This is a genomic window from Nanhaiella sioensis (genome assembly GCF_046557775.1).
In the GTDB taxonomy this organism is placed as follows: domain Bacteria; phylum Bacillota; class Bacilli; order Bacillales; family SM2101; genus Nanhaiella; species Nanhaiella sioensis.
This window is the reverse complement of record NZ_JBKAEG010000001.1, coordinates 4,366,835-4,388,655: the sequence shown is the minus strand read 5'-3', so window position 1 is coordinate 4,388,655 and position 21,821 is coordinate 4,366,835. Positions and strand designations below refer to the sequence as shown.

Genomic DNA, 21,821 nt, shown 5'->3' with positions numbered 1-21,821 from the left:
CCCCTTCTATAGTAACTTATCCTTATTCATTATTTTGTCTGGATCAAGTGTATTGCTTAGGGTTCTAATCATTTCCATGCCAAGCGGTGTTTTCTCTGCTTCTAAATATGGTCGATGATCAACCCCTACTCCGTGCTGGTGACTAATGGTTCCTCCATTCTTCACTATGGCTTCACTTGCAGCTTTTTTCAGCACTTCCCAACGTCGTTTCGTTTCCTCTGGTGTATTTCCTATTCGAAATAAGTATGTTGTATAGATACTAGAACCATGGGGATAGACATGTGAAAGATGAGTATATGCAAAAACATTTTCTCCGATATCCTTTAAGCCGTTCCGAAATGCAGTTTCCACTGCCTCTGCAGTAGCGGGAACTCGATCCCATGTTGTTGCAGTTTCTACCGTATCTACTGCATAACCTTCATCCCATAGACTATTACGTAAATACGGTGAGCGGAAACGATTTTTCACCCAATGTTCACCCGCTTTTGTACCTACGAGCACACCTCGGTGCTTTTTAATCATTGCTTGTGCTTCACTAAGAGCAGCACTTACATGTTTTTTTGAACCAGTGACGCCATATAGTAGCATACATTTATTGTCATCTACACCTCTAAAATTAAGCCATTTCTCTAACAGAGCTATTGTTTTACTGTCCCCTGCCATCTTTAATTGAGATACTGTTTCCTCAGGTAAGCTTAAGCGCATCATAGAAAGAGGTACACTGTTTTGTGCAATTTCCTTAATTGCTGCCATCCCTTGCTCAGCACCTGGAAAAAATGCAGTATAAAACTTTTCCTCTTCTGCAATTGGTGTTATTTTAATCGTTACCCTAGTTACAATCCCTAACCTTCCTTCAGATCCCATTACGAATTCACGCAAATCAGGACCAGCTGCTGATGCAGGTAAATTAGGTAGCTTCAAGCTACCAACAGGTGTTTCCATCACGCCACCGACGAATAACCTTTCAATTCGTCCATACTTTAATGATTGCTGTCCTGCTGAACGAGTAACAACCCAGCCACCGAGTGTAGAGTATTCAAATGACTGTGGGAAATGACCTAACGTGAATCCTTTAGCTTTTAACGCTGCTTCTAAATCTGGTCCACGTATACCAGCTTGAAATTCTGCCAGACAACCTTCTTCATCAATATGAAGTAATTTATTCATATGCCCCATGTCTATTGTAAGCGTAGGTTTGTCTCCAGGAAGAGCACTTAAATGTCCAACAACACTCGTGCCTCCTCCGTAAGGAATGACATTTGCCCCAACCTGTGAAGCAAATTTTAATAGTTCACGAACATCTTCATCTGTTGTTGGATATGCTACACCATCCGGGTATGTTGGTATCTTTCCACTACGAATAGCAATAAAATCTCCCAAGCTTTGACCAACTGAATGTCTCAGTCGTTCGAGTGGATCTTTGCTAACGAGACGGTGATCAGGTAGTTTTGATGCTGGAACATTGGCTATAGCATTCTCTAGCGATATATCCTCAGGACCCTGACTCGTACCCAATTCATTTTCTAAAAAGGACTTTGCCCCTGCTGGTAAGTCCATATTTACTGTATCGTCACCCCAACCGTTCCATCTTCTCATTTGTTTTTCCCCCTATATTCATATATATTTCTACAGGTTTTTAAGCTGTTTTCGTGAAAAATAACGTTTCATTCATCTTTTGTATGTTCATATACACCCATTCGAAAACGCTTACAAAACATAATTCAATTAAATACTTTGGCTTTTTTTCCATAAATCTATGCTTTTAATCATTTCTTCTTTGGTCAGTTGCTCAGCTTTATCAGCATCCCCAGCCATAGCCATTGCTAAAAGCTTCAGGTAAAATTCACGTGTTACTTCACGATTTTCCTGATGTGAGAAATACAACCTCCCCATCAAATTGTATATTTCAGTAAAGCTATTCATTATTAATAAGTAAATCGGATTTTGTGCTAATTCTGCTAATTTTGTTTGGAGTTTCCAATCAAATAATGTGAATTGCTCACAATCATCTTCCAATTCACTGCTATTTGCTAGCACTGCCACAACCTTAGCAGGATTAGATAATACTGCCTTGTGAACAAATTCGGGAGCTAAAGCTGCTCTCACTTCTAATAAATGAACGATGAATTGCCCGTTAGGCTGTTCAGTATTTGTGATGATATTTTCGAGTGTATTTAAATTCCCTAGTTTCCAAAAATCATTTACGATCGTCGCATGCCCTTTTCTTTTTGTAAACCATTTATCTCTAGCTAAACGTTGAAGTGCCTCTCTCAGAGTAGGACGTGCTACACCTAACGTTGCAGAAAGCTCTCTTTCTGAAGGCAACGTACTTCCAGGGGGATATTCTCCACTCAAAACAGCTTTAATTAAGATATTTTCTACTGTTGTTGAGGAATTCTCGGAAATTGATTTTTCTTTCAAATCATTCACCTCCATTGTTGTAATTTTCAAAATTTTACAGAGACAAATAAGTACCCTCATTATTTTCTATGTTATAAATTACTTACTGGTAAGTCAGCAATAATCTTGTGGTCTTACCACAATCATAAAATATCGCTATAGATATGTCAAAGAAAATTTAAATATATGTTTTAGCTGCATCTATGATTCTCAAAAACCTTTATAGTATAATTGTTTTAAAAATATTGGTGGTTTTTATTTGGAATTATTATATTTTTTGCTCATTGTTACGCTCGTACATTTAATTCATGAACTTGGTCACGCTTATTTCGGCGCAAATTTCAAGGCTAAAATCAATGAGATATCGTTAGGAATGGGTCCTATTATCGTAGCAACAAAAACAGTGTCGATACGACTGCTGTTTTTTTTAGGGGGGTATTGTTTTTGGGAGGAAAGACATGTTTTATCTAATTTAAAGCTTAGTGTCATCCATTTAGGAGGCGTTATATTTAATTTTATTACGGCTACTATTATCTTGCTATTTATAAGATTGGTGCCAGATCATTTATATGACATGATCATGTTATTCATACTTTATTCATATTTTTTAGTCATTATTAATGTCATACCATACCGATTTATCAAGAAGAAAAGTGATGGTTGGTTAGTATTAGAAGCTCTTTATTTTGCAATTAGAAACAGGAAAAAACAGTGTAAATGACAGATGAGTACATTCATCTGTCATTAGATGACATCTCTATTTTCATTCTCTTATTAACAATGACTCTTAATGGATATATTAGAATAGACATTAATAATAATAGGTTGATAAAACCAGCCAATGGATATAGCACTGAAACTAATGCTGAAAATCCGAATGTTGTTAACGGAATAATAAGTATAAATATTAAAATTAAAAAGAGCCAAATAGGTATACGGAATCTTTCTCGTAATCTAGCTGATAATCCAAATATACCAGACGCGGCAGTTGTATAAATCGCAGTAAATAGAAACAACGACATCATAATAATTATGATCATCGGGAAATAATCTAAAATGGCATATAGAGGTATTTCCCAGTCATTTACATCTACAGGTATTCGTATTAATGACTGGTTATAAATTATGCATATGATACCTAATATTAATCCACTCCCAATACTTGCGATCACTGCTTCCCCTTTCGTATGTAGCTTCTTGCCAATTGCACCAAGTACCCCTATGATCGGCAAAATGTTAAATGCAGTGAATGTAAATGCTGATAACAAGTTTTGTTTAGCACCCCATTGTAATATAAACGGTTCCTCCAGTTGTTTCATAAACAAAATAAGCGTCATAATTAATCCGAGTATAAGGACTGGAAAAATGTAAAAATTAACTATAATTAACCCTTTAAACCCCCAGAATAACTGCAAAGTTAATAGTAACAAAAAAATCATAATAGCTAACCAATAGGGTACATTAAAATGTGCTAGCACTGCTGCACCACCTGCTGTCATGACAACTGTTGTTGCAAATAAATAAAAAACAATGAGTACATCATAAAATTGAGCGAGCTTCATACCGACAAGTTTCCGTAAAATCGGTAAAAAATGATCAGTTTTTTCCTCATAGCTTATTGATAAAACTACAAAACAGCTAAAAGTAAATATAAACATAAACAACACAATTGCCAGCTCACTACCTTCGCCAAAAAATTGCCATACCTCTTGTCCAGATGCAAATCCTGCACCCATCATCACTCCTACAATTATTGACATCCACCTAAACCCTGCAAGCCACATTACTACACCTCACAATATGATTAATGTTGGTTATATCTCCTAGCAAAATCAGCTTTTTCGGAGGATGAATTTTCTTTAATTACATCCTTTATCTTTTGCTTCTATATTATATGTTTACATTCATAAAATACATTACCTAATTAGCTAATGAGATGAATAGGTTGACAACCTTCCTACTAATTGTTGACAATGAGAGTAATATAAATGACCTATTAAGGAGGGCTCAAATGAAGGTAGGTAGAGTAAGTAAATTATATAGATATCCAGTTAAAGCATTCGGTGGAGAACGGCTAAAAAATGCTCCTATTCATCATCATGGCATATGGGGAGACAGATCTTTTGCATATAAAATAAATTCAAAATTCTTAACTATTGATAAATTACCCGAGTTAGTAAATTACAATGCTAAATACACTATCGCAAATGGAGGACCTAAAGTTAGTATTACGTCAATTGACGGTAAGACTTACGATTGGGATGATCTATCACTAGATAGAAAGCTTTCAACTCTTCTAGATAATGAATCAATCTCTAAAGTAAATCATGACCCTGAGAGCGAAAAAGGATCGTATTGGGAAAACCACCTATTATTGACTTCCACCGCATCTTTAGCAAAAATAAGTGAGTTATGTAAAACTGAATTATTGGATATAAGGAGATTTAGGCCAAATATCGTTATAGACCTTGAAAGTAATATTGCATTTGAGGAAGAAACTTGGGTTGGTAAAGAACTATCAATAAACGGAACAAGATACAAAATAGATAAGAAATGTGTTAGATGTGCTTATGTTAATGTTGATCCTACAAATCCTACAGATATAAATCCGAACATATTAAAGACGATCGTTAAAGAACGGGAGTCATTTTTTGGCGTATATGCTTCAGTCGTCGCTACAGGTGAGATTTACGAAGGGTCTCAAGTTTTCCTGCATGAACATGATTCAACAATTTAAAGAGTTTGTTTAAACGTTGTAGTTACTAAAAACTAATGATGAATTGATATAATTTCTTCTTATAAGCTGCTATGATGCCCCGAATGTGATTTGTATACGCGTTCATATCCTTAATATGAAAAGCAACATTCATAGCGACCTAATTTACACAAAAAACTATAACGTGCTGATGAAACATTGTTTATCAAAGTGACAAGGAGATGGAAATGTCTACTACCAATTTGAACGAGCTTGGCCATTCTTTACGATCAATTGATCAAGCTTTCAAAAACCAAATTGAACCATACCGTCAAGATTTGTGGAGATTTTGTATGCATTTAACTAAATCCCCATGGGATGCTGAAGATTTAGTCCAAGACACTTTGCTTAAATCACTATCCGTATTAGCGAAAGTATATCAACCAGTAAATACAAAATCGTATTTATTTAAAATTGCTTCAAACTTATGGATTGATCAAATGAGAAAAACTAAAAAGCATACCGACATCATACAAGCAACTGTTAGCCAAGACAAACTAGACAATTATCAATTCGAGCTTATTGAGCATTTAGAAATTGTAATCACTTTGTTAACACCTACCCAATATGTGACGCTAATCCTTGGAGATGTTTTCTTATTTAAAGGGAAAGAAATTGCAGAAATTATAGGCTCGAGCCAATCAGCAGTACATACTAATATACATAGAGCAAGAAACATCATGAAAGAAAAACACCTTGACCTTCAAGAAGTTATCCTAAAGGACTACAAAACAGATGTTCAAACAAGCAAGACTATGAACTTATTGCTTGAAGGATTCAGAAAAAAAGATGCGAAGCTAATCGCTTCATTACTTGATGAAAATATCGTTACAGATATAGTTCATTCAGGTTTTGAAATGGGAGCAAACGAGACACGTAACAATTCCTTAAATGATTGGTATAACATCGTACGAGATCAGCAAGATATCGTTGTAAATTATATAGAATTGTGGGGTCAACGTGTATTAGTTGAAATGGAGAAAAAACAAGATAATCAACTATACTTAAATAATATCCATTATTTTGAAATCACAGACAACAAAATAACTTACTGGAAATTTTATTGTTTTTCGTGGGATATCATGAAAAGAGCAGCTGAAGCGTTAGAGGTGCAATTAAATGCTAGATACTATTATCATATTTTCTAAAATTGTTTTTCTGAAAATTATTACTCTTAGGCTTAAATTAGAACAGCCCTAGTGATTTTGTGTTTGTCATATTGTTAAGAAGAAAAAGATGCCACAACCTCTAGTTGTTTATTACATATTATTTGCTTTGCAGGAATACAACAAGCAATTCTATTTGTTAAAAATTTAGGCTCTTTGCATAAGCCTTGTTGTTTTTCACTTACATTTATGTAACTGATGGTTTTTATAGGCTTTAGCGAAGAAAAGATGTCACGAATGCTAAAGCAACAATCAATGTCATAAAAACAAAAATTTATTATCGTTGTAAGAATTCACTGTTTAACTTCGTCTTATTTAATAAGATTCTGTTATTTGTAATCTAAAATATGGAAGGAGAGTGGAATTTTGCAAAGTCCTATTAAAAATCAGTTGAACATAACATTTGTCCCTGTAAGTAACATGAAAGAGTCTGTGAAATGGTATAGTCATTTACTAGGCCAAAATTATGATGAAAGGAAGGTTAACAAACCAGTTTTTAACATGAACGTTAATGGTTATACAAATTTGTTATTGGATGCAGGACCTAAAGGGCATACACAACACGTATGCCCTTCTCCTCATCCTTTATTTAGCTTTTTCACCGAAGATATAGCAGCTTCTTACGAATATGTTCAAAAACTTGGCTACACTATTCATTCACCGATACAAGAATTTGATGACATAGCGTTTTTCGTTATTAAAGACCTAGATGGAAACCTGGTGATGATTTGTGCTGACTAACAATCAGTGAACTACTTGGCACTTTTCAAACGTTTGAAGTGGAGCTTCAGTTCAAAGATGAAAGTAGCCCTTCGTCTCCTTGAACGTTTCTTCCCGCGTACGTTTATAGATGTCCATCGAATGGAAATCTATTTGTGCCTTTATTATTATTTAATGAGCGGTAGGAAAGTGGTTTTATCATAGCAAAATCACTCAAATCTATATCATCTTTTGCCATAGTACTAGTCATGAGTAAATTAGAGCCTAATTTGGCTATCTCATCGGCAATTCATCTCCACCTTACCATTGGGTTTACACACTTTACACGTTTAATAATGGAGACTTTTTAAGAAAAACGTTAAATGCTATTTAGAATAAGAGTAGTTAGCACCACCTCATGAGTGCTAACTTCTTTTCTTTAAACTCGCGATTAATGCTACAGCTGCAGTCACTCCAGCTGCTGCTGTTATGACAAGAACCATTAATATTAGTAGTTTAAACATGATACATGTACCCCCCTATCAATTAATCGTTTTCTACTATTGTCGATTTTGAACCACATTTAAATGATTGTTCGTTCACATCATACAACATAGCAGACAAACTTCTGAGACTGTTACAGATTTAAGGTATATGTAGTACAATCCCAGTGTTTAGAGCTTGGTCTCCTGTTTCCCTTCCACCCATTGTTCTGTAGCTCTTTAGCAATAAGCATATTAATAAAGCCGTGACCAACCAATACTATCGATGTATACTGTTGAGGATAGTCCACTAATAATGCAGATGCTTCTCGAGCTCGGTTTTTGGCCATACGGTAAGACTCACAATCCGCAGTGGCATAACCGCTAAACCACAAGCATCTGAATATCAATGCACAAGTACTTGGTCTTGATTTCATCCCCCATAACGCTGCTTTTGGAGTCGGTTGTAATGCTGTTTCTCGGAATATAGGAATTGAAATTGTTTTTACGTTGTGATTTAATTATTTTACTGACTCAGTAGCGCGTTCTAGGTCACTTGAAATGACCAATTTAGTTGTAGATATTTTCCTAACGGTTTTTGTAGGGTAAGACTTTTCTTCGAAGACACCTATATTTTTCAACCCAAGCTTTAAACTGTGTACATGTTATTAGCTTATTATCTGTATGTTTTGATTTGCCATGTCTAATCAATGAAACTTCCATCATCATTCCCCTATTATCAAAATGATTTACTAGTTTGTTGAAAAACTATGCAGAGTAGCACCTTTCTTTTCATTTCCCAAATGTGTATAGTAGCTGTTTCACAAACTAATTTTCCATTAACAGTTGAAACCCTTATACTATTCCAATATGTCCTATTCAGTGTGTAATCTCAACCTCAAGATGGAGTATCTCCTAGTATAAATCGATTTTCAAAACTCCCTCCTATTCTTCTAGTTTAAGAACTATAGCAACAAGGTTATGAAAATAACCTTATTTTTTGATTATCTAGAATCATGTAAAATCCGTCACAATAAATTTCATTCGTTTTGAGAAAGCGTCCAGCAAAGAATCAATATGTGAAAAATCAGGATTTCCGGTAGAAAAAACTTTGACTAGTATGAAGTATTATGGAAATACGTCTTCCGCATCTATTCCATTGGCGCTACATCATACGATATTCACTTAACATTCCACGATAATATAAGACCCAAATGTGTAAGTCCTCCACCAAATCCATAGAGTAATAAAGTATCTCCATATTGGACCTTCTTTTCTTGAATTCCTAAAATCCATTCATCATTCGTATCTACCATCTTCTCTAAATCTTCATTCAATAATCTTCTTTCTGGAACATAAGTACCTATTGCTGTTATGCGTGCTTTAGATGTCATTATTTTTAGTCACCTCATTTTTTTCTTTAATTATAACACCAGATATTAGTACCTGATATAAAATTATATAAAAAAAAATGAATAGCTAGGAGATCCCACTTTCGCTTACCCTCCTCAAAAAATGAAAAAACATAATTAAAGCTTAATCTCAGAGAGTATTAAAGGCGTACAGCAGCAACATCATAGTTCTAAAATTAATTACTCCCCCTTCTAGTCTACCTATGTTTTACAATCAGTCCTTACAATTGATTCGAAATTAATGACAACAAAAAACAACACCTGTTATGATATGTTGATCGAATAACAAGTGTTGTTTTTCTACCTGACCATGAAGTTAAAAATCGTTAAATTCCTAAAGTGCTTCAATTTTTATAAAACAATCTATATTGTATTAGTTGCCCATTAGTCCCTAAATATTCTTCATTACCTACTCTACTAATTTCTTTAAATCCCAATTTACCAAGCATTTTTTTGGAACGAACATTTGCTTCATGGGTTTCAGCGTTAAAAACTGTAATTCCTAACTCCTCGAACCCATATTGCATCATACATTCAGCAGAATAAAAACCAATTCCTTTTCCCCACAATGCGCTCTCACCAATTGCAACGCCAAGTTCGGCAGTATTATTGTTAATACTAGCTAAGTCTGCATATCCAATTAACCGATCATGTAACGTTATGCCCAAACGAACAAGCTCTTCAGACTTATTATTTACACAATTAAGCCACCACTGATATAGTTCCTTAGAGTTTTGATTGTACTCCCAACCGTTTGCTAAACAAAAAGATTCATCCTTACTCCAATATAAGACGCTGTTATAATCAGTCATTGTTAAAGGCCTGACGTTAATATAATGTAAAATCCTACTATTACTATTCACTACTTCCTCCCAAAAATGATATCCTAAGTAAAAAATTAATATATTTCAATTTCTCTAATATTGTCTTTTGAACTTACTGTGAATACAAATGAACAATTGTTATCCATTTTCCACTATCCATTTCTAGATTTTTTCTTCTCTACTTATGATCATAGCTTCTTTTATACTTCTCTCATTTTCCTCTGTGCACGAAAAAATCTTTCTACTATATACAATTCTGTTAATATGTTTACTACATTATAAACACGTATACATTTAGAAAATTTGGCATCCTATTGTACGTAATAATAGTAGGGCTGGGGTAGCGACACTTATAGTCTTTCGTTAGTAATAATAACAACAAGGTTTATTAGAATAGTCTAGTTAAACAAGTCTAACCACCATGGATAATCAAATTGTCCTTCTGAAATTTGAAAAAAATACCCGAATATACCTAAATGAGTGATTCCTGATTCATTACCTAGCATTTGTGTATACGTTGAGAATATAACGAAATCGATCCTTTCAATTTCGACTGGTATATTCTTTGGTGGAGGTGGCATCCTACCATATTTTTCTTCTGAAAATGCTGTAAAATCCTCTGTTGTTGGGTTCGTTATAGTCAAAGCTATTAACATAACAACAATGACACATACAAAAAGAACTATTTTCTTCTTTTTTCTCACTTTCCCCTCACTTATCTTCATTGTATTAATGATTTGATTTTCTGAATTCCTAAGTCAATGGATGTTTCAACATAACCAACAACTTGGTCAAACATGAACACTTGTAACGGCTCATTAAGATCACTTTGTTTAGTATTCATATCCTCCAATATGTATGGTATAAATTCTTTTACGTCATTTTCTGTTATTTCATCTAGCTGAACAATCACACTCTGCTTTAATAATAATTCATGTAATTCATTAGTACAGCCATAGTATGTTAATAACTTACTATTTAACAAGCTAAAATCGTTATGGTATAGTTGAAAAATCTTATGATCATTTTCCATACGATTTTTTAACCATGGTAAGTAAAATCCTTTTAACCATATATGATCAGCAATTAGGTGCGTGTAGTAACCTAATATATAATGAGACTTTTTGTATGAACTATATTTTTGTAAAAATGCTTCATAATCAATACTCCTTGAGAAATCATTTACATCTCCCTTATAGAAATGTGATTTATCTTTAGGTGAAACTGCATCAGGTGCAATCCCACCTAAAAGAAAGGTAGTTTTATCTTTAATTGAGAATTGATCAGCAATACGATTTGCAATTAATAGATGCATGATTCTTGAACCCATAGCTTTTTCTTCCTTTCAAACCTACTTCTTAGATCTCTTGGCATGAACCTTGTTGCTATTTTCACATCATCTTTACAGTTTAACAGGGGATTGTTACGTCAATACCTTTAAGAAAAATAGATACTACATGTACCAGTTGTATACATGTTTATACTTTAGTATGAAGAACAACAATCTATGTGAAAACAGATTTAATATGTTATTATGCTAGATGCTCTATGTAGATTGATTCGGCAATATCCTCATTTACTAAGCCAGTTACTTTTAATAATATTTTGATTATTCTTGTCGTTGTTAGTTGAATTGTAGAAAATACAACGATTCCTATTTGTTCTTCCTTAAGAAAACCACAGTACGTATGAAATCCTATCGTCGTTCCACCATGATGAATAATCGGAGAAGAGCTCCATTTTTTTTGCTCAATAAACCACCCTAAACCCATTTGCATGGTTTTCTTTGAAGAATTTCCATGTATTTCATGTGTTAACTCAATTGCCTCTTTAAGCGAGCTTTCTTTCATCCCCATTTGGTGTTGTAAATATATTAACATATCATTTAAAGTGCTTTTAAATGCACCAGCACCTTGTATTGAAGGTAATTCAATAGGAGGTATCATTACACCTTTTTTGTTATAAGTTTGTACATAGCGTTTCATTTGTTCTTCATTGCCTGTAATAAACGTGTCTTTCATGTTTAAAGGATGTAAGATGTGCGTTTTAATTGCTTCCTCATAAGTCATTCCAACAATTTCAGCTAATACATTCCCTAATAATCCAATCCCAATATTGGAATAACCCCATTTGGCTCCAATCTCTTTTTTTAAATCAAAATCAATGAAGAATTGATGTAAATCTTCATGTGTGTAATGCTTGTAAAAATTATCTTTATCTTGTTTATTTTCTTTTATCCTTTTACGTAGCTTTTTCATATCTTCTCTTGGTAGACGTGAGCTATGCGTTGAGAGATGCCGAAAGGTAATATCTTTACCATCATAACTGAGTGCATTTTTGTACGCGGGCTTATATGATGAAATTGGTTCATCTAATGAAATTTTTGATTCTTGGACTAGTTTTGCTAACAATAAACTAGTAAATGTCTTTGTTGTTGAGCCAATTTCAAATATACAATCACCAATGTCTCCTTCATTCAAGTCGTGATTAAACTGCCCGTCTGTAAATTTGCCTTCTGGTGTTACAACACCAACCGCTAAACTTGCATTCTTAGCACTATCTAGTTCTTTTTTTATCAACTTATGAGTCATTGTATTAAGCACTGTCCTTCCTCCTCCACATCATTATTGGCTGTTTCCGTATTGATTTCGGATTTCTTTAATAAAACTAGCGTGTCAAAAATCAAACAACATCACAGTCAAAATTTTTAAGGGCTGCCTTGTAAGGAATACAGAAAACATAACCTACCCATCTTGATTTATTTTTTCTTCTATAGCCTGTTAATTAACAGCCTTCTCGAATAACTGAGAAGATTCGATAATGCCAACCCCTTTGGAATTCAAATACTTTAAGGACTTCTCTCTCCTTGAATCATTCGCACTTGCTACTGCATCTCTTATTACTGTTACAATGAAATTCTTACGGATGGAGTCGAGGGCAGTCGCAGTTACGCAAGCTTCTGCAAATAAACCAACTATAACTATATGATTAATTCTGTTAGCAGTTAGATATGAAAGAAGATTTAAATTACTTAACGCATTCGATTTGTTTTTCGAAAAATAAACATCATTCACCCTTAGTAATCTCTCATCTAACTCAGCACCTTCACTTCCTTTTAGTGCTGATTTTTTTGTTAATAAATTTACAATAAATTGATTAGATTCATATTCATTACCAATATACACAACAGGTATATCTCTACTATCAGCTTTCGCTACAATATTATTAACATTTGTCAACATCGGTTCAATATGATGCATTGCGACTGGCATTCGAGCTTTTTCACTAATAAAACCTTTTTGAATGTCGAGTACGAGTATAGCTACGTTCATTTACTATTCCCCCACTTGTTATTATTCCAAGCATTCAGTGACCCTTCGATGTCATTTTTCATTCTTATAATATTTAATATTAGTTCTATGATCTGGTGTTTATCTTACATGGAAGCATCTACATTCGAAACTTCTATGAGCGAATTAAGTAACTCTTGTGCATTATATCTAACTGTCTGAAAATACTTTAGGTTTGCATGAACAAGCTTAGTTAAATATATTGAATCAATGCTTATATATTTTGTTTCTCAGACATGACGATGCCATGCAGTTTTTTCACAATTGCATAAAATTGTTCGGCTTCACTCTCATCTAACTTAGAAAAATACTTATCTATAATTTTATTATCAATTTCTTTAGAAGCTTGATATAGCTCCAACCCTTTAGTATCCAGGTTAATATGAACTTCTCGTCGATTGTCAACATTTATTTCTCGCTTAATATACTTATCTTTTTCTAGCTTACTAAGCAGTTGACTTACTCCACTGGTAGATATGTTCATCTTCTCGGCTAAATCTTTTACAGTTATATTATTAAATGCTTGAACAATGTTTATTAGTACAGACTGTTTTGGGGTTAAATCAAACTGAAGCAGCGATTCAATCTCATGTATAAGAGAATTATTAATTTGTTCTAACAGCATAAAGGCATCTTTAAAATATGTGTTATTGCCCATTATATTCACCACCTAAATTATTTATAACTTTAATTGTTTATATATATAATATATTTAATTTAATTATATGTTAGATGTTATTATTTGTAAAGTTAAAAATTGGTAATAAACAAAAAAAAAGAACTGTCAAAAAATCGACAATTCTACAATAATAAAATATTCAGATTTAAATATTTATAATCTGTTAATAGCAAGGCATTCTTTTATAACCAGTAAACTACTCAGTTAAATTACTTCGAACTGTGTTTTTAGCTTATCGTTAAGATATGCTGCTTTCGCAAGTGCTTCTTCATCCATCTTAACATCCATCGGTTCGTTTCCTTGACCTAAAAGATAATCAACAAATTCCATATTGACAAAGTCAAAAATATAATGAAATTGTTGAATTAATGGTAGGGCTACAATTTTCTTATTCCCTCCAGTAACGACAACATATGCCTTCTTTTTACTCATTTCTTCTTTAAAGTTGAACCTTTCATCACGAAGGTATTGTGACCAACGGTCAATAAAGGTTTTCATATGTCCTGACATACCGTACCAATATAACGGTGTTGTAAAAACAATTACATCATGGCTTAATAACGACTGAATGATATCCTCATAATCATCCTCAACTAGATGAAATCCTTCTTCAGTATGACGTTTGTCTACAATATCCTTAATATGATAATCATGTAAAAATAATTTTTTATAAGCTACATCTTGTAGCATCTGGTCAGTAAGATATTCTGAATTCCCGTTCTTTCTAGAACTCCCCAGTATATTTAATATCTTCATCATAACACTCCCATTCTTATTAAACACTTGGATCAAATTTTAAATGCTATTCTTATTATATAGAAGATAACATTGTCCTATAAAAAAATAAGATAGTTGAACAGTGATGTATATTCCATAATTATACATCACCATATGGATCCTGCAAGGAAAAAGGTTTATAGTTCCGTGAACTCTATGAGTAGAAATAGAGCCCTTGATGAAAATTTAGTTGCCATTTACCTTGGTATGAAGAAAAAACTCGTAAAAAAATCAATAATTCATGAACAAACAGTTTTATTACACTAGTACAGAACGACTAGATAAGATTATTAAGTTCATTTCATCGTAAATAGTAAGGTGGACAACAATATATGTACAAACTACGATTACAAACTATAACTCCCTATGTTAAAAATAATAAAAGCTCGGAATCTATGATTCCGAGTTTTTATTATTAAGATTGTACTATTCATTTTCTTCTAAGAAATATTTTTCAATATCATCTAAAAATAAGTTAGCTGCTTTGACACCGCCTGCTGTGTTCCAAATTGCATCATTTACTCTATAGATATTATTGTTTTGTACAACATTTAAATTATTAAATAGTGGATCATTAATCCACTCTTCTTCTAATTTCTTTGCTTCCCCTTCTTTATCAGCAGGATCATATGTGAAATAAAATAGAATGTCACCATCCATTGCTGGGATACGCTCTTTCGTCACATTTTTTTCTGCAAAATCAGCTATATCCTGACTTTCCGGTCGAGCAAATCCTAATTGTTCAAGAATTACTCCTGAAAAAGTATCTTTATGATAAATTCGAACATCTCCAGGCATGAATCGAACGATAGACACCTCTTGGTTTAATTTATCACCTAGTTGATTTTGTAAATTTTTAATACGATTATTAAATTCAGAAATGACGTCTTTACCTTGCTCCTCTTTATTAACCGCTTTTGCATATAACTCAAAGTTATCTTTCCAATCTCCTCGCAATGTTTCTGCAAATACTGTAGGAGCAATTGCAGATAGTTGTTCATAAATCTTCTCATGTCGCATTTTATTACCAATGATCAGATCTGGTTGTAGTGATAAGATTGTTTCTAAACTCGGTTCCATTTCTTTTCCCACACTCTTTACACCATTCATTTCTTCTTGTATATGATCATACCAAGGGTCACCTGTCCACGATTGAACGGCTCCAACCGGTGTGATACCAAGTGATAATAAAGCTTCTGTCCCTTCATTCGTTAAAATAACAATTTTTTCTGGCGTTCCTTCTACTTCTGTTGTACCCATTGCATGTTCTACTTGATAAGAACTACTTTCAGTTGTAGTGACCTTCTCTCCACTAGACGGTTCACCTTCTGTATTTGAGCAACCTACAAGTGTTAGAATTGCTATGAGAAATACCCCAGTAAGTAATGAAGATAAACGATTTGATTTGTATGTATTCATGTCATCTCCCCCTATTTGATAATGATTTTCATTCCTGTTTAGATGTTAGAGTATATTTTCGGCTTTGTCAATATCTAAATGAAAATGATTATCAAAGTCATTGACATTCTCTTTTTCATCTCCTACACTTAAAGAGAATTCGGTAAATTGAGGGAGAAGTAAGAAATGTTACTAACTAATAATAGAGGAAAATTGTTTGGTTTGATCACTAGTTTATGTATTTTATTGTTGTGTATTGGACTTAGCATCATCCTTGGCTATACTGATACAGGTGTTCAAACAGCTATTGAAGCCTTCCAACAATTTGATGGTTCCAATGAACATATTATTATTCAGCAAGTGCGTCTACCAAGAGCATTAATAGCTGCTGTAATTGGAAGTAGCTTAGCCATTGCAGGAGCCCTCATGCAAGCACTAATGAAAAATCCACTCGCTTCACCGGATATTATAGGTATTAACGCAGGTGCGAGCTTTTTTATCGTTGTTGCACTAATGGTATTTTCAGTTAATTCATTGCAAGCGTATACTTGGATCGCTTTTGCTGGTGCGGCTTTTGCCTCATGTATAGTATATGTTTTTAGCAGCTCTGGAACAGGCTTGACTCCAATGAAATTAACACTTGCAGGTGCTGCAATAGCAGCGTTGTTTTCTTCTCTAACTCAAGGGTTATTAGTGATGGACGAATCTGCCCTTGATCAAGCACTGTTTTGGCTAGCTGGGTCGGTTCAAGGTAGAGATTTGGATATTTTCTTCTCAGTATATCCTTACCTCATAGGTGCGACAGTTCTAGCTTTCATTATTTCTCCAAAAATTAATGTCTTAACCATGGGGGAAGATGTAGCAAGGGGGCTCGGACTACGTACAGGAGTAGTTAATTTAACGATGACGTTTTGCTTCGTTTTACTTGCGGGGGGTTCTGTTGCAGTAGCTGGCCCTATCGGATTTATAGGTATTATCATTCCACATATCGTGCGGACATTAGTAGGAAATGATTTCAGATGGATTTTACCCTATTGCGGAGTCTTAGGAGGCATTTTGTTATTGTTAGCGGATATAGGGGCGCGGTACGTCATTATGCCAGAAGAAGTACCGGTTGGTGTGATGACTGCTTTTATCGGAACACCATTTTTTATTTACATTGCTCGAAAAGGAGTACACTCAGCATGAATAAATATTATCCTTTGCGGGTTGGAAAGCAGAAAATATCACTGATACTTGATAGACATGCCATTAAGATAACTGCATTATTTCTCATGTTATTATTACTCTTATTCTTAATTAGTAGCGGAATGGGAGAACAGTTTTTACAACCTTTGCGTGTAGTGGCTATCTTATTAGGTCAAGGGGATGCTTATGAACAATTAGTCGTTCAGTCATTTCGTATGCCACGAATTTTGATCGCTATCCTTGTCGGTATGAGCCTTGCTGTAGCTGGGGCTATTTTACAAGCTATTGTCCGAAATCCACTCGCTTCACCAGACATTATTGGTATTTCAGGTGGCGCATCAGTTGCCGTTGTTTTCTTTTTAGTTATATTTAGCGATGCAAATAATGCTTTAACAGTTAGTATCAAGTGGCTTCCGTTAAGTGCATTTGCAGGTGCAACTATTGTGACCTTTTTGTTATACATACTAGCATGGAAAAACGGTCTTTCTGCTATACGTCTCGTATTAATCGGTATTAGTTTGTGGGCGTTTACAAAGGCTTTGACAACCTTACTCATGATCATTGGTCCAATTTATCAAGCTAGCCAAGCCAATGTATGGATAACAGGATCTGTATATGGTTCTAATTGGGAAAACGTATGGATACTGACCCCAATTACAACTTCACTGTTGTTCATAGTCATGATTATGATAAGACAGATTAATATTCAAGAACTAGGTGAAGAAATTGCGATTGGTGTGGGTACTCACATACAAAGGCAACGCATATTATTATTATTATTAAGTGCTGCGTTAATCGGAACTGCAGTGGCATTCGCTGGAGGTATCGGATTTGTAGGGCTAATGGCTCCTCACATCGCAAGAAGACTTGTTGGATCTTCATTTGGTGCATTACTTCCTTTATCAGCATTAATTGGTGCTATTCTTGTCCTATTAGCAGATACAATTGGGCGAACTGTCTTTCTTCCTATTGAAATACCAGCGGGTGTTTTTACAGCAATTATTGGAGCACCATACTTTATTTATCTATTATATAAACAGCGAAACGGTATGTAAAAGGGGTGGGGCAAAGTGAAAGCATTAGAAACAAAATCATTGACGGTGTCATATAGTGATTCGATTATTATAGATGAATTAGATGTAACTATCCCAAAAGGAGAAATTACAGTATTTATTGGAAGTAATGGATGCGGGAAATCTACCCTTCTTCGTTCATTAGCTCGGCTTCTGAAGCCCCGAGCGGGAACAATCTTCATTGAACAAGATGCTATTGCTAAATTACCGACTAAAGAAATTGCTAAAAGATTAGCTATTTTACCACAAGGGCCAATAGCTCCTGAAGGACTTACAGTCTTACAACTAGTGAAACAAGGAAGATACCCTTACCAATCTTGGTATCGCCAATGGTCCGAAGAAGATGAAAAACTTGTCTCCCAAGCACTTAAAGCAACAGGTATGGAAGAACTATCTGATCGTTTTGTAGACTCATTGTCGGGCGGACAAAGACAACGGGCTTGGATTGCCATGACGTTAGCTCAAGACACAGATATAATTTTATTAGATGAACCGACGACTTATTTAGACATGACTCATCAAATAGAAATATTAGATCTATTATTTGAACTTAACGATATAGAAGATAGAACGATTATTATGGTTCTCCACGATTTAAATTTAGCTTGTAGGTATGCTCATAACGTGATCGCTATCAAAGATAAAAAAGTGTTTGCTCACGGGAAACCGGAACAAGTGATTAACTCTAAGCTAGTTAAGGAAGTCTTTCAAATGAATTGTGATGTAACAGCTGATCCCCTTTTTGGAACACCAATGTGCATTCCACACGGGAGAGGCAGGCGTATTTTAAATGAGGTGAAAAAGCATCATGAGCTCGTTTACAGCTGAAGAATTAAAGATCTTACAAGAGGAATACCGATTATCAATAACAACTAAACCTTCATTGTTTTCAGTTTATACAGAAGACTTACTTGATGAACAAATGTTACACAATTATTTAGTTTATATTAAAGAGAAAACTAAGTCTGCTAACATTATGGTAGCTAGCTCTCTTTTTGTGAAAAGATACAGCTTTGCGGTTTTAATTGCATTATATGCGATGAGTGCACTAAGTAAAAAGGTGGACTTTTCGATTAAAAATGTTGCTATTGAATCGGAGGAAGAACGTGATACACTTTGGCAGCCATTTTTCAAGTTGAATAACGTATCAATAGAAGACGCCTCTGATCGTAATCGGATCAAGTGGAGAAATGATATTTTAACACAAATTTTTGCAAATCACATAGACGTTTTATTTTCATTAATAAATAAAAAATGCAAACTATCAATGGCCATAATGTGGGAAAATCTATATATATACATAAAATGGATGTACGAAAAACTGTTATCTGATAGTCAATATAATCACTTACACGAAACGATAACTGATGATTACATTTATTTGTTGCAAGAAGGGCCAAGCTCTTTGTTTGGTTCACATGATCATAACCCATTTTCGAAATTCGCAAAATCAAAACATAACAATCAATCAACTTATAAGCGGACAAGCTGTTGTTTTTCATACTTAGTTGGGGATCAAAGAAATTTTTGCAAAATATGTCCAATTGTTCATGACAGAAAGAAAGCTTAATAAACCTTTAATTAAAACAAGTAGGGTTTGTTCCAATACAGACCCCACTCGTTTTAAAGTTCTTTTCGTAATGCTGTCTTCCCATTGAGTATTGCTTTAAGTACTAGAACTAAAATGTCTATACACCAAGTGATCGTGGGTTATTTTCTACTAAGGCTTTTTTCCACATTAATTATAATTAATAGTAAAATAGTACCATGTTACGATAAAAGCCATTTCTTCAGCTCTACATTTCAACACCAAAAAGGTAATCTGCCATTGCTTAAATACCGTGCTATATATTATAAAAATTTATCATCTTAATAGCAGGAAATTTACACGACTAATTATTCAACACACTTTTCCTAGGGTGTCAAATATATCATTTAATCAACTTGATATTTTTCTTTAAACATAGGACTCAGCTCACTCCAAACATCAAACTTATTTCCATTGAGATCATAAAAAACAAAATTGTTACCTGGGTGCCCACGATCTTCTATTTCTCCTACACTGACTCCTTTGGATTTAAGAAGGGTATGAAAATTTGCTAGTTCACTATACCCATTCACCTCAAAAGTCATCGTAAAATGTTCATATCCATTATAATCGAGAAACCCTACCCTCTCTCCTTGCTTTGCTTTCACAAGAAAAAAACTTTGATTCGCTAAGTCAAGTATTACCTTATCATGATTCGAAAACGTTTCTTTCGCTCCAAGGTTTTGCTGATACCACTCTGATGCTTTCTGGGGATCTGCTACTGGGACATATGTAGTACCCACTCTTTGTATGAATGTACTCATTGTTTCTCCTCCGTGATTGCTTATAAATTATATATACAACTCCTAAAATGTCACAACACCCAATATATTTCCGTCAAGATCAAACAAATCAAAGAATCTCATTCCATCTCCTCCATGGATTTCACCTACTTTATTCCCTTGATTTGTTAAATAAGTATGGAAACTATCAACATCTTCACAGTAAAAATTAAAGGTTTGATGATAAATTTGTGGCATTGTTTCAACCTTGTATAAGGTTAAGGCAGTTTTCAACTCCCCCTCATCATTAAATCGAAAACCTACATATTGCCCGTCACTGCTTCGGTAAACAACTTTAAAAGGAAAAGTCTCCATATACCACCTTTCTGATCTTTCAATATTTGTTACTGGGACAAAAACACTATCAATTCTTTTAACTGTTTTCATATAAATCGCCTCCTTTATATAAATAACGGCATAAAACATAAAAAAGATACGAAAAAAATTTATATTTTTTCTTTGAAAAAAAAACGATTCCCATCAGGATCATACAACTCAAATGTAAAGAACTGGTCATCTCTATTTACCTTTACGCCTCGAGAAACAAGGATATGATAAGTAGTAACTATACCCTGAAAATCATTTTTCTTTAAGTTGTTTAATAAACGATTGAGGATCGTTGGTATAGGTTCGTTACTCTTTATTTGAACACTTTTCATTTTTGTTAAAGTCGTTCTACCTCGATTTAAAGCAGCTTTAACTGCCCCATCAGTCATTTCTAATAATTCGGCAATATCTTTTGACTTAAATCCGAAGTATTCTGTGAGTAATATAATTGCAGCTTGTTTGAAAGGTAGTAGTGAAATGAGTACTTCTATAGAATCAATTAAACTTATGTCGGTAATTTTTTCAGCCATACTAAACTCTCCATCAACAACCTCCCTCTTTGTTTTTTTGATCGTATCTCGCCATTGATTTGTTGCTGTTTTAAAAAGATACCCTTTTGGATTAGGGTGATCACTGAGCTTAGAGGAGCGTTTAATAATGTTTAACAAGGTATCTTGATATAAATCATCACCATCCCATGGTGTACCTGTTAACATATGACAATACCGCTTCAATTCGGGTAAAAATTCATTAATATAAGGCTGCATTTCCACATCATACACTCCTAAATAACCTATTAACTTCCAATTATAAACTAATTATTTCAAATTGAGTTAGTTTTAACAATCTTTTTTTAAGCTCTAATCGTATACTATGTGGCGTGGTTCCTATACTAGAGGATAAAAATGTTGTTTTGTGCAA

23 protein-coding genes and 2 pseudogenes are annotated in these 21,821 nt (G+C 34.0%); 9 read left to right on the top strand and 16 right to left on the bottom strand.

From position 1 onward, the window contains the following. Positions 1–6: 6 nt before the first annotated feature. Entirely contained in the window at positions 7–1,596 is a 1,590-nt protein-coding gene (locus V1503_RS20765; RefSeq protein WP_410629014.1) for an FAD-binding oxidoreductase, read from the bottom strand. A gap of 129 nt (positions 1,597–1,725) precedes the next feature. Then, positions 1,726–2,421, bottom strand: coding sequence for a fatty acid metabolism transcriptional regulator FadR (gene fadR, locus V1503_RS20760; protein ID WP_410629013.1), 696 nt, complete (start codon positions 2,419–2,421; stop codon positions 1,726–1,728). A gap of 238 nt (positions 2,422–2,659) precedes the next feature. Here fadR and V1503_RS20755 point away from each other — a divergent pair, with 238 nt between their 5' ends. Continuing rightward, positions 2,660–3,121, top strand: a complete 462-nt coding sequence (locus V1503_RS20755) for a site-2 protease family protein (RefSeq protein WP_410629012.1) — start codon at positions 2,660–2,662, stop codon at positions 3,119–3,121. A 13-nt stretch (positions 3,122–3,134) separates the two neighbouring features. Here the strand turns inward: V1503_RS20755 and V1503_RS20750 are convergent, their stop codons facing one another. Continuing rightward, a complete protein-coding gene (locus V1503_RS20750) occupies positions 3,135–4,160 on the bottom strand; it encodes a hypothetical protein (protein WP_410629011.1) in 1,026 nt (341 codons plus the stop codon). A gap of 251 nt (positions 4,161–4,411) precedes the next feature. On the opposite strand from V1503_RS20750, the gene V1503_RS20745 reads away from it, so the two are divergent. The 3 genes from V1503_RS20745 to V1503_RS20735 all read left to right on the top strand — a co-directional run bounded on the left by V1503_RS20745 (position 4,412) and on the right by V1503_RS20735 (position 7,062). Further along, complete coding sequence (locus V1503_RS20745) at positions 4,412–5,137, top strand: MOSC domain-containing protein (RefSeq protein ID WP_410629010.1); 726 nt, start codon at positions 4,412–4,414, stop codon at positions 5,135–5,137. 206 nt (positions 5,138–5,343) lie between these two features. Beyond that, positions 5,344–6,303, top strand: coding sequence for an RNA polymerase sigma factor (locus V1503_RS20740; protein WP_410629009.1), 960 nt, complete (start codon positions 5,344–5,346; stop codon positions 6,301–6,303). Positions 6,304–6,687: 384 nt separating this feature from the next. Then, positions 6,688–7,062 (top strand): VOC family protein, encoded by a 375-nt coding sequence (locus V1503_RS20735; RefSeq protein ID WP_410629008.1) that lies wholly within the window; start codon positions 6,688–6,690, stop codon positions 7,060–7,062. A gap of 595 nt (positions 7,063–7,657) precedes the next feature. On the opposite strand, the gene V1503_RS20730 is transcribed toward V1503_RS20735, so the two are convergent. After that, a complete protein-coding gene (locus V1503_RS20730; RefSeq protein WP_410629007.1) occupies positions 7,658–7,852 on the bottom strand; it encodes a hypothetical protein in 195 nt (64 codons plus the stop codon). A 719-nt stretch (positions 7,853–8,571) separates the two neighbouring features. On the opposite strand from V1503_RS20730, the pseudogene V1503_RS20725 reads away from it, so the two are divergent. Further along, positions 8,572–8,670: pseudogene (locus tag V1503_RS20725) on the top strand (3-oxoacyl-[acyl-carrier-protein] synthase III C-terminal domain-containing protein); the annotation flags it as partial. 97 nt (positions 8,671–8,767) lie between these two features. On the opposite strand, the pseudogene V1503_RS20720 reads toward V1503_RS20725, so the two are convergent. From V1503_RS20720 to V1503_RS20680, 9 genes and pseudogenes are all read right to left on the bottom strand, one after another. Continuing rightward, positions 8,768–8,896 (bottom strand): annotated as a pseudogene (locus V1503_RS20720) (ketoacyl-ACP synthase III); the annotation flags it as partial. 362 nt (positions 8,897–9,258) lie between these two features. Then, entirely contained in the window at positions 9,259–9,777 is a 519-nt protein-coding gene (locus V1503_RS20715) for a GNAT family N-acetyltransferase (protein WP_410629006.1), read from the bottom strand. A 359-nt stretch (positions 9,778–10,136) separates the two neighbouring features. Beyond that, the gene (locus V1503_RS20710) at positions 10,137–10,442 is read right to left on the bottom strand and encodes a hypothetical protein (RefSeq protein WP_410629005.1); all 306 of its coding nucleotides are present in this window, start codon (positions 10,440–10,442) and stop codon (positions 10,137–10,139) included. Between the two features lie 17 nt (positions 10,443–10,459). After that, positions 10,460–11,068: a zinc dependent phospholipase C family protein gene (locus V1503_RS20705; protein WP_410629004.1), complete on the bottom strand. Its 609-nt coding sequence runs from the start codon at positions 11,066–11,068 to the stop codon at positions 10,460–10,462. A 202-nt stretch (positions 11,069–11,270) separates the two neighbouring features. Beyond that, a complete protein-coding gene (locus V1503_RS20700; RefSeq protein ID WP_410629003.1) occupies positions 11,271–12,341 on the bottom strand; it encodes a serine hydrolase domain-containing protein in 1,071 nt (356 codons plus the stop codon). A 177-nt stretch (positions 12,342–12,518) separates the two neighbouring features. Beyond that, positions 12,519–13,070: a cysteine hydrolase family protein gene (locus V1503_RS20695; RefSeq protein WP_410629002.1), complete on the bottom strand. Its 552-nt coding sequence runs from the start codon at positions 13,068–13,070 to the stop codon at positions 12,519–12,521. 232 nt (positions 13,071–13,302) lie between these two features. Next, entirely contained in the window at positions 13,303–13,746 is a 444-nt protein-coding gene (locus V1503_RS20690; RefSeq protein WP_410629001.1) for a MarR family winged helix-turn-helix transcriptional regulator, read from the bottom strand. A 225-nt stretch (positions 13,747–13,971) separates the two neighbouring features. Continuing rightward, positions 13,972–14,523, bottom strand: a complete 552-nt coding sequence (locus V1503_RS20685; protein ID WP_410629000.1) for a flavodoxin family protein — start codon at positions 14,521–14,523, stop codon at positions 13,972–13,974. Between the two features lie 447 nt (positions 14,524–14,970). Further along, entirely contained in the window at positions 14,971–15,963 is a 993-nt protein-coding gene (locus tag V1503_RS20680) for an ABC transporter substrate-binding protein (RefSeq protein WP_410628999.1), read from the bottom strand. Positions 15,964–16,128: 165 nt separating this feature from the next. Here V1503_RS20680 and V1503_RS20675 point away from each other — a divergent pair, with 165 nt between their 5' ends. Genes V1503_RS20675 through V1503_RS20660 form a run of 4 tightly spaced genes read left to right on the top strand, consistent with a single transcriptional unit; the run spans position 16,129 to position 19,773 of the window. Further along, on the top strand, positions 16,129–17,130 hold the full coding sequence (locus V1503_RS20675; protein ID WP_410628998.1) for a FecCD family ABC transporter permease: 1,002 nt from the start codon (positions 16,129–16,131) through the stop codon (positions 17,128–17,130). Continuing rightward, positions 17,127–18,185, top strand: a complete 1,059-nt coding sequence (locus V1503_RS20670) for a FecCD family ABC transporter permease (RefSeq protein ID WP_410628997.1) — start codon at positions 17,127–17,129, stop codon at positions 18,183–18,185. The genes V1503_RS20675 and V1503_RS20670 overlap by 4 nt, the downstream gene beginning before the upstream one ends. A 15-nt stretch (positions 18,186–18,200) precedes the next feature. Then, complete coding sequence (locus V1503_RS20665; RefSeq protein ID WP_410628996.1) at positions 18,201–19,031, top strand: ABC transporter ATP-binding protein; 831 nt, start codon at positions 18,201–18,203, stop codon at positions 19,029–19,031. After that, complete coding sequence (locus tag V1503_RS20660) at positions 19,012–19,773, top strand: hypothetical protein (protein WP_410628995.1); 762 nt, start codon at positions 19,012–19,014, stop codon at positions 19,771–19,773. The genes V1503_RS20665 and V1503_RS20660 overlap by 20 nt, the downstream gene beginning before the upstream one ends. Positions 19,774–20,138: 365 nt before the next feature. On the opposite strand, the gene V1503_RS20655 is transcribed toward V1503_RS20660, so the two are convergent. From V1503_RS20655 to V1503_RS20645, 3 genes are read right to left on the bottom strand one after another with little or no spacing between them, the layout of a single operon-like run. After that, positions 20,139–20,555 (bottom strand): VOC family protein, encoded by a 417-nt coding sequence (locus V1503_RS20655; protein WP_410628994.1) that lies wholly within the window; start codon positions 20,553–20,555, stop codon positions 20,139–20,141. A 42-nt stretch (positions 20,556–20,597) separates the two neighbouring features. Continuing rightward, the gene (locus V1503_RS20650) at positions 20,598–20,960 is read right to left on the bottom strand and encodes a VOC family protein (RefSeq protein ID WP_410628993.1); all 363 of its coding nucleotides are present in this window, start codon (positions 20,958–20,960) and stop codon (positions 20,598–20,600) included. 59 nt (positions 20,961–21,019) lie between these two features. Further along, positions 21,020–21,667 carry an RNA polymerase sigma factor gene (locus V1503_RS20645; RefSeq protein ID WP_410629483.1) on the bottom strand — a complete coding sequence of 216 codons (648 nt, stop codon included), beginning with the start codon at positions 21,665–21,667 and terminating at the stop codon, positions 21,020–21,022. Between the last annotated feature and the right edge of the window lie 154 nt (positions 21,668–21,821).

Excerpts from the sequence above, each read along its gene's own strand:
- V1503_RS20670 (WP_410628997.1), top strand. The coding sequence starts at position 17,127 with ATGAATAAATATTATCCTTTGCGGGTTGGAAAGCAGAAAATATCACTG.
- V1503_RS20750 (WP_410629011.1), bottom strand. The coding sequence starts at position 4,160 with ATGTCAATAATTGTAGGAGTGATGATGGGTGCAGGATTTGCATCTGGA.
- V1503_RS20650 (WP_410628993.1), bottom strand. The coding sequence starts at position 20,960 with ATGAAAACAGTTAAAAGAATTGATAGTGTTTTTGTCCCAGTAACAAAT.
- V1503_RS20660 (WP_410628995.1), top strand. The coding sequence starts at position 19,012 with ATGAGCTCGTTTACAGCTGAAGAATTAAAGATCTTACAAGAGGAATAC.
- V1503_RS20730 (WP_410629007.1), bottom strand. The coding sequence starts at position 7,852 with ATGGCCAAAAACCGAGCTCGAGAAGCATCTGCATTATTAGTGGACTAT.
- V1503_RS20680 (WP_410628999.1), bottom strand. The coding sequence starts at position 15,963 with ATGAATACATACAAATCAAATCGTTTATCTTCATTACTTACTGGGGTA.
- V1503_RS20685 (WP_410629000.1), bottom strand. The coding sequence starts at position 14,523 with ATGAAGATATTAAATATACTGGGGAGTTCTAGAAAGAACGGGAATTCA.
- V1503_RS20675 (WP_410628998.1), top strand. The coding sequence starts at position 16,129 with ATGTTACTAACTAATAATAGAGGAAAATTGTTTGGTTTGATCACTAGT.
- V1503_RS20740 (WP_410629009.1), top strand. The coding sequence starts at position 5,344 with ATGTCTACTACCAATTTGAACGAGCTTGGCCATTCTTTACGATCAATT.
- V1503_RS20765 (WP_410629014.1), bottom strand. The coding sequence starts at position 1,596 with ATGAGAAGATGGAACGGTTGGGGTGACGATACAGTAAATATGGACTTA.
- V1503_RS20690 (WP_410629001.1), bottom strand. The coding sequence starts at position 13,746 with ATGGGCAATAACACATATTTTAAAGATGCCTTTATGCTGTTAGAACAA.
- V1503_RS20705 (WP_410629004.1), bottom strand. The coding sequence starts at position 11,068 with ATGGGTTCAAGAATCATGCATCTATTAATTGCAAATCGTATTGCTGAT.
- V1503_RS20655 (WP_410628994.1), bottom strand. The coding sequence starts at position 20,555 with ATGAGTACATTCATACAAAGAGTGGGTACTACATATGTCCCAGTAGCA.
- V1503_RS20645 (WP_410629483.1), bottom strand. The coding sequence starts at position 21,667 with ATGCAGCCTTATATTAATGAATTTTTACCCGAATTGAAGCGGTATTGT.
- V1503_RS20695 (WP_410629002.1), bottom strand. The coding sequence starts at position 13,070 with ATGAACGTAGCTATACTCGTACTCGACATTCAAAAAGGTTTTATTAGT.
- V1503_RS20745 (WP_410629010.1), top strand. The coding sequence starts at position 4,412 with ATGAAGGTAGGTAGAGTAAGTAAATTATATAGATATCCAGTTAAAGCA.